Source organism: Curvibacter microcysteis, from assembly GCF_028649455.1.
GTDB lineage: Bacteria > Pseudomonadota > Gammaproteobacteria > Burkholderiales > Burkholderiaceae_C > Curvibacter > Curvibacter microcysteis.
The window spans coordinates 1-6451 of the sequence record NZ_JAQSIO010000018.1 but is presented as its reverse complement, the minus strand read 5'-3'; the positions used below and the strand labels follow the sequence as shown (position 1 = coordinate 6451).

Genomic DNA, 6451 nt, shown 5'->3' with positions numbered 1-6451 from the left:
GGCCCCAGTGCGCCAACAGACCCAAACGCCCCCACGCCAACACCAAACCCTCCGGTAGAGCCTACGCCCACGCCTACGCCTACGCCTACGCCTACGCCCACGCCTACGCCCACGCCCACGCCCACCCCCACCCCCACCCCCACGCCCACGCCCACCCCTACGCCCACGCCCACGCCCACGCCCACGCCCACCCCCACCCCCACCCCCACCCCCACGCCCACCCCTACGCCCACGCCCACGCCCACGCCCACGCCCAGCCCTGGCGGTGGTGCTTCACTTGATGGTCTCCCTGGTGTCGGCGGTCTCTACACCCCCACGTATTCCGATGGCATCTCAGGCGTGTGGGCCAAGCATTCGGCGGCGCTCAAGGGCTCCGGCGTCGTCGGTCTGCTGTCAAAGCTCACTCCATCCATCGGCCTTAGTGCACCCCCTCCATCTCTCCAGGTGCACTTTGTTGTCGGCAAATGGGACTTTGGAACCTTCGATCTGAGCCCCCCGGCTGCGGTGTGGGTTTTCCTTCGCGCCTGCATTCTTATCAGCGCGATTTTTCTCTGTCGCGCCTTGATCTTCGGGGGCTGAAAATGAAACGGTATATACAGTTTCTGGCTGCGCTCGCCTTGCCGGCTTGGGCGTTCGCTCAGGACTCCGGTGGCTCGTCCAGCAGCGGGTTTAGCTTCTCTGTCGCTGACCTGCTTACGCCTCTTTTTACCGCCCTGGCCAAGATCGTCGCCTGGGTGTTGGACCTCGCAAAATCTGTCCTGGTCGCGGTCCTCGACTTGCTCAAAGACCTCTTCTGTTGGGTATTCGATCAGTTCCTCGGCGTCGTCGAGTCTGCCCTCTCTGCTATCGATGTATCTGCCTTCAATGGCCTTGGTGACCTCACTGCTGCATTGCCTGCGACCGTTGTTCAGGTCTTGGCGGCTGTGGGGGCAGGGCAGGCCCTGGCGATGATCGTCGCTGCCCTCGGCATTCGATTTGCGCTCCAGCTCATCCCATTTGTGCGACTTGGATCATGATCAATCTGTTGCTTGGTTCCTCTGGCTCAGGAAAGAGCTACGAGGCAAACGCTTATCACATCTTGAACGCTCTCCAGAGCGGCCGGCGCGTCATCACAAACCTGCCCGTCGTCGTCTCTGCTTACGCTGAGTTGGACCCTCAATACCGCGATTTGATTGAGGTCCGCAACAAGCCCCAGCCTATCCGCGGAACCTGGACCCCAACCGCTGAAAGCGGTGCGTTCACCCTCTTTGCTGATGGTCACGTCGAGGCCCCTGATGCTGACGCTCGCGCATTCGGCGGCGTGTGGGACTACTACACAACGTGGCGCAACGCTGACGGTGTTGGGCCGCTGTTCGTGATTGATGAGTGCCAATACTGCATACCGGCAAAATCCACGCAGCGTGCTGTCGAAGAGTGGGTTGCTCTGCATCGCCATTTCAACGTCGATGTTCTCTACATCACGCAAAGTTACGGCAAGATCAGCCAAGCGATTCGGGACAACGTCCAGATGGTGTACCGCTGCCGCAAAAACGTTGCTCTCGGTGCCCCCTCCAGCTACACACGAAAAGTTCAGGACGGCATTCGCGGTGAGGTGGTCAACACCTCGATTCGTAAGTACAACAAGCGCTATTTCGGGCTCTACAAAAGCCACACACAAGGGGTCGCGGCTGAAGAATTCAAGGGCTCCGATATTCGCCCCTGGTGGAAAAACTGGACGTTCATGGGCGCTGGTGTGTGCGCTGTCATCGTTGTGTCGATGGTGCTCGGCGGGGGTGTCAAAAACCCGATGAACCCGAATAACGTCATCAAGACCGCAAAGCCTGGACCCGCTGCCGTGGTCGAAGCCTCCCCCTCTGCCATTGCCGAAAAGCTGCCTGCTGCTGCCCCAGTCGTCGAGCGTGTGGCATCTGCCGTCGAGTCTGTCGCCCCCGAGAAAAAGGAGGAGGTGGTGGACGATGAGCCCGAGCCCTACGGCACCTCGGGTATCCATCTCATGGGCTCCATGCGATCTGGTGCGCGGGTCGTTTATTCGTTCATGGTTTCTCAAAACGGCTACCCTGTCCACTACCTGACCCAGCGTGAGCTGGAGGCCACCGGCTACCGATTCAAGCCTTTGGCTGATTGCTCTGGCTACCTCTATTTCAAGAACAAAGTTCGTCCTGTCCTGTGCGATCTGCCCCAAATGAATCCGGGCGTTGGATCACCTCCTGCCACCTCTGGACCGAATCACGCCAAGTCGGCCTGATCGGAGGCAAGCCCGCCAGAGCGGAGGGGCCCCCGCTTGCGGGGAGGTGCTGCGCTGGTGGGTGCGCCAGTCCTACCCTGGCCGGCAATCATTCGCTTCCTGGAAGAACAGCGGGGACCCGTCGAGCACGAATAGTGCGGGCCGTAGGCCGATGGGGCGGGGTAAGGGGCTGCAAGTCCCTTGTCTGGCCGTCATGCTTCCCGTGCCAGTCTTATCGGAAATGTTCGCAGATCGGGCATAAAAAAACCGCCTCGGTGGGCGGTTGCGGCGAATGCAGTGAGCAGCTTCCTTGGGTCAAGTCTACTTAATACAATAATTGCGTAGTTAAACCTTCCGGTCGCAATTTCGCAATTTTCAACGCTCCCCGCGTCGCATTCGTTCTGAATGTTCAGCCTGCCGCTGTAGTATTTTTGAGAATCCGCCGCCCCTCCAGCGGCTGCGCCCTTTCCCAAAATCTCACCTAGCCGGTATTCGAACCGCGTCCCTTCTGCGCTCCCCATCATTGCGGCGTGGATCGCTTCGTTCACATCTTCGTTCGCGATATCTGCAAGAAATGCTGCTGTGATAGGGCTCACGGCTGTTCTGCCTGCCTTCATGTTGCCCAGTGATCCGCTCGTTATTCCAAGCTCTCGGGCGAGTGCATTCATACCCCCGCACACTTTGGCGGCTTTGTCAATTAGGGTTTTAAGATCTTGCATGCACTAACTCCTTGGTGTGAATATCCGTCTCGCACTAACTTTTTGGTGTGTCCAAACGGAGAAACTCCCATGATCAAAGTATCGGTGATGTCGACCGATGTCCGCAACCAAAGCGGCACCAGCAAAGCGGGCAAGCCCTATTCCATGACCTTCCAAACCGTCTGGCTCCATACGGTTGACCAGCACGGCAAGCCAAACCCGTTCCCTGAAAAAGTGGAGATCATCCTCCCCAAGAACGCCGAGGGCGCTGCTCTGTTCTATCCGGTCGGTGACTACACCCTGGCCCCTGAATCCCTGTACGTTGATCGCGGCGGTGACCTCAAGCTGTCGCCTCGCCTCGTCGCGTTGAAGCCCCGCCCCCAAGCTGCTGCCTGAGGTTGCCATGCAGCCCGCCGAATTTTCGGACGCTCGCCAAGCCGCTGCCCTGGTGGCGCTTGAGGCCGCTGTTTTGGTACTGCTCCGCCAGGGGCAGGAATCCGGCGAATTCGATCAGATCCACATTGCGGCTGAGGGCTCCGGCTCTACTGCCTCGATTGACCTTCAGATCGTGAGTCACCGGATGCCCGTTGGGGGATTCTCCCTGTGAAGCGCCGCACCTTCCCCGCTGGAACCACGCTCCACGCCTGCGATGCGGGCTGGTGCTGCGTCTACCTAAACGCGCCTGACGCTGAGTTTGTCGCGTTCGCCCGGTCCATCTCGCCATTCGGTCTGGTGGATCGGTCGGCCATCTCGCCCAAGCCTGGGCAAGCCCCCATCAAAAAAATCTGGATCAGAGCAAAAAGCCTGCTGCGCTTGGCGCGTCTTTGGGCTGCTCGTCCTTTCGTCATGGTCGAGGTTTCTGCGTGAATACTGCTGAATGCCTGGAGCGCTTCCGGGGCAAGACTGCCCCGCATTTCGCTGCTCGTGCGGCTGAGGCCCAACTGCGGGCGGATGCATGGCAGGGCGCTCGCGCTGCAAGCGGCGCAGCCGCTGGGCTTGTCCTACATTCAACAAGTCATACGGGTGGGGTCCAAACCCCTCCGCTGACGGTTGAAGGGGCGAAAGCCTGGGATTCCAACACGATTGAGATTGACCGCGAAGCGGTCCGAGTCTCCCGCCTGCGCAAGGGCGCCGGCATGGCTGCGAAGTGGATCAACTTGCACTCCACCAAGCGCGAAAACAAGGTCATGGTCACGCTGACCTATCGCGGCACAAACCGCGATTGGAAGCCCCACCACATCTCCAAGTACATCACCACGGTGCGCAACTGGTACGCCCGCACCACTGGCGGCGAAAAGCTCCGCTATGTCTGGGTAGCAGAGCTTCAGCAACGGGGCGTAATCCACTACCACGCGGTTTTTTGGCTCCGCAAAGGTGTAACCATGCCCAAGGCCGATAAGCGCGGCTGGTGGCCCCATGGCATGAGCAACACCATTAAAGCCCATCACCCGGTCGGCTACCTGATGAAGTACCTCAGCAAGACCACGCAAAAAACCATTGGGGGGTATCCGCATGGCGCTCGAATTTATGGCGTCGGTGGCCTGGACAAAGCTGGCCGTGATTGCAAGCGCTGGGTTCTTTGGCCTTCTTATGTACGTCAAAACGCTGCGGCGGGCGATCCATTCAAACCCACGCCAGGAGGCGGCTATACGCACTCTTCAACTGGCGAATTCCTCGCTTCTGAGTGGGCACCAACGGGCGGCGGTCATAGCCGTTTTGTACGCATCAGAACTACACCCCGCACGATGCCGGACGCGGGTGGTCCGTTCTCCTGGATTCAATGAGGTAACCCCATGGATGAAGATGAAGATGTGATTTGCACGGTTTGCGGTTGGGAGGGTGAGGCTTCTGACCTGGACGATGAGGGGCCGGAATTTCAAAACCAATGCCCTGAATGTGGCGCTGATATTGATGAGGGTTGAATGAATGTTGTTTCCTGTGCTGTCGCGGCTTTTCCGTGCCCTCCAGAGTCGCAAACCGCAATTGAATCTTTGGACCCGGCGACCTGGGGCGTTACGCCTGATGCCGTCCTTTCGGTCTTTTCGTGGGGGTTCGGGGCGGTCCTGATGATGTGGTTAATCGGCTTTTCTCTTGGCGCGATCATTACCACGCTCAAGAAAATCTGAGATTTCAGCGGGGAGGGCGTTTATCCCTCTCCGGTGCAATTTCGCACCGTTTCAAAATGGAGTTCTAAATGAACAAGTTCGTTTCGCGTTTTGCCCTGGTGGGCGCTGGTGTTTCCCTGGTCGCTGCTCAAGCCCACGCTGCTGGCACTGACGCAATCTCCGCTGCCCTGACCGCCATCGATCTGTCGAGCGTGGTTACGACCGTTGGCGTCATCGGCGTGGCCGTGATCGGCATTGTGATGGCCTTCAAGGGCATCGACCTGGGTAAGCGCGCTGTGAAGAAGGCCTAAGGGCCGGTGCTCCGATGAGTGGTCCTTTCCTGCTCGTTTTCTGGGTCGGTGTGGCCCTCATCGGCGCTCTTTCAGCGGGCGCATTCATTCAAGGTTTGCGCGGTGTTTAAAAATCGACCGTTTTCCGTTGCATTGCATCCACTCATTGCATCGGTGCTTGCTTCGCTCTTTCTGTTCTTTTCGTCTCAAGCATCTGCTGTCCTTTTGCCCAAGCCTCAATATCAGGCTTTCTATTCGTCATATTCTGGTAACTGGGCTTCATCTCCTGAGGCTGCCGCATCTAGTTTTGCATCTGTTCTTTCTCAGCGCGAGAAAAAATGGTCTGATTGCACCTATCGGTCAAGCTATACATTGCAGTGGGTTAACACTACTGCGGGATCATTTCTCGAACAGTCTCCCGGTTGTCGGAACAGTGTTGGCATAACCGGTGACGTCAATTCTGACGATTATTGGTTTAATGTTCGATCTGTCGAGCAGTGTCCAGCTAACTCAATTTCTGACGGAAATGGAACCTCTTGCACTTGCAAAGAAGGATTCAGGGACACCGGAACCTCTTGCGAGCCAAATCAGTGCGTCAAGGGCACAAAATCCGGCGCGGCGATCACCATCGGTTATGCCTATGTCGATCCCAACGGCGCATTTCAATCGGGCTCCGGAACGCGTTACACAATCTCGTCTGGCAATGCCGCATCTCCCGTCTCGTTTTGCATGTCCGGCTGCTCGTACGATGTAACCTCAGACAGTCTGAAAATTTCCCTCAACACCAATGGAAGTGGTTATTACGATGTCATCTCAAACGCAAATGGTTCTGCATCCGGCCAAACCTGCACTGTTGATCCGAACCCTACTCCTTCCCTCCCTGCTGGGCCTGCTCCAACTCCAAGCCCAGGCGGCTCAGGTAGTGGCTCAGGAACGGGACCAGCGGCCCCAACAGACCCTAACTCGAGTTCCGGCAGCGGCTCGGGCGGCTCCGGCTCCGGTTCAGGCTCCGGCCCCAGTGCGCCAACAGACCCAAACGCCCCCACGCCAACACCAAACCCTCCGGTAGAGCCTACGCCCACGCCTACGCCTACGCCTACGCCTACGCCCACGCCTACGCCCACGCCCACGCCC

The 6451-nt window shown here is 58.4% G+C and carries 10 protein-coding genes; 9 read left to right on the top strand and 1 reads right to left on the bottom strand.

Annotated features, from left to right (window positions below; all coding sequences use genetic code 11):
• The 3 genes from PSQ39_RS21680 to PSQ39_RS21670 form a co-directional block, all read left to right on the top strand.
• On the top strand, positions 1-281 hold a 281-nt coding region (locus PSQ39_RS21680; protein WP_273929725.1), incomplete at its 5' end, for a hypothetical protein.
• Between the two features lie 225 nt (positions 282-506).
• Positions 507-1016, top strand: coding sequence for a DUF2523 family protein (locus PSQ39_RS21675; RefSeq protein ID WP_273929724.1), 510 nt, complete (start codon positions 507-509; stop codon positions 1014-1016).
• On the top strand, positions 1013-2245 hold the full coding sequence (locus tag PSQ39_RS21670; protein ID WP_273929723.1) for a zonular occludens toxin domain-containing protein: 1233 nt from the start codon (positions 1013-1015) through the stop codon (positions 2243-2245). The genes PSQ39_RS21675 and PSQ39_RS21670 overlap by 4 nt, the downstream gene beginning before the upstream one ends.
• A gap of 191 nt (positions 2246-2436) precedes the next feature.
• Here PSQ39_RS21670 and PSQ39_RS21665 read toward each other — a convergent pair whose 3' ends face one another.
• Entirely contained in the window at positions 2437-2943 is a 507-nt protein-coding gene (locus tag PSQ39_RS21665) for a hypothetical protein (RefSeq protein WP_273929722.1), read from the bottom strand.
• 69 nt (positions 2944-3012) lie between these two features.
• On the opposite strand from PSQ39_RS21665, the gene PSQ39_RS21660 reads away from it, so the two are divergent.
• The 6 genes from PSQ39_RS21660 (at position 3013) to PSQ39_RS21635 (ending at position 5338) form a co-directional block, all read left to right on the top strand.
• Entirely contained in the window at positions 3013-3318 is a 306-nt protein-coding gene (locus PSQ39_RS21660) for a single-stranded DNA-binding protein (RefSeq protein WP_273929721.1), read from the top strand.
• Positions 3319-3325: 7 nt separating this feature from the next.
• On the top strand, positions 3326-3529 hold the full coding sequence (locus PSQ39_RS21655; protein ID WP_273929720.1) for a hypothetical protein: 204 nt from the start codon (positions 3326-3328) through the stop codon (positions 3527-3529).
• A gap of 256 nt (positions 3530-3785) precedes the next feature.
• Positions 3786-4706, top strand: coding sequence for a rolling circle replication-associated protein (locus PSQ39_RS21650; protein ID WP_273929719.1), 921 nt, complete (start codon positions 3786-3788; stop codon positions 4704-4706).
• Positions 4707-4715: 9 nt separating this feature from the next.
• Entirely contained in the window at positions 4716-4844 is a 129-nt protein-coding gene (locus PSQ39_RS21645; RefSeq protein ID WP_273929718.1) for a hypothetical protein, read from the top strand.
• Positions 4845-5048, top strand: coding sequence for a hypothetical protein (locus PSQ39_RS21640; protein ID WP_273929717.1), 204 nt, complete (start codon positions 4845-4847; stop codon positions 5046-5048). It abuts the gene before it with no gap.
• A gap of 68 nt (positions 5049-5116) precedes the next feature.
• The gene (locus PSQ39_RS21635) at positions 5117-5338 is read left to right on the top strand and encodes a hypothetical protein (RefSeq protein WP_273929716.1); all 222 of its coding nucleotides are present in this window, start codon (positions 5117-5119) and stop codon (positions 5336-5338) included.
• The last annotated feature ends 1113 nt before the right edge of the window (positions 5339-6451 follow it).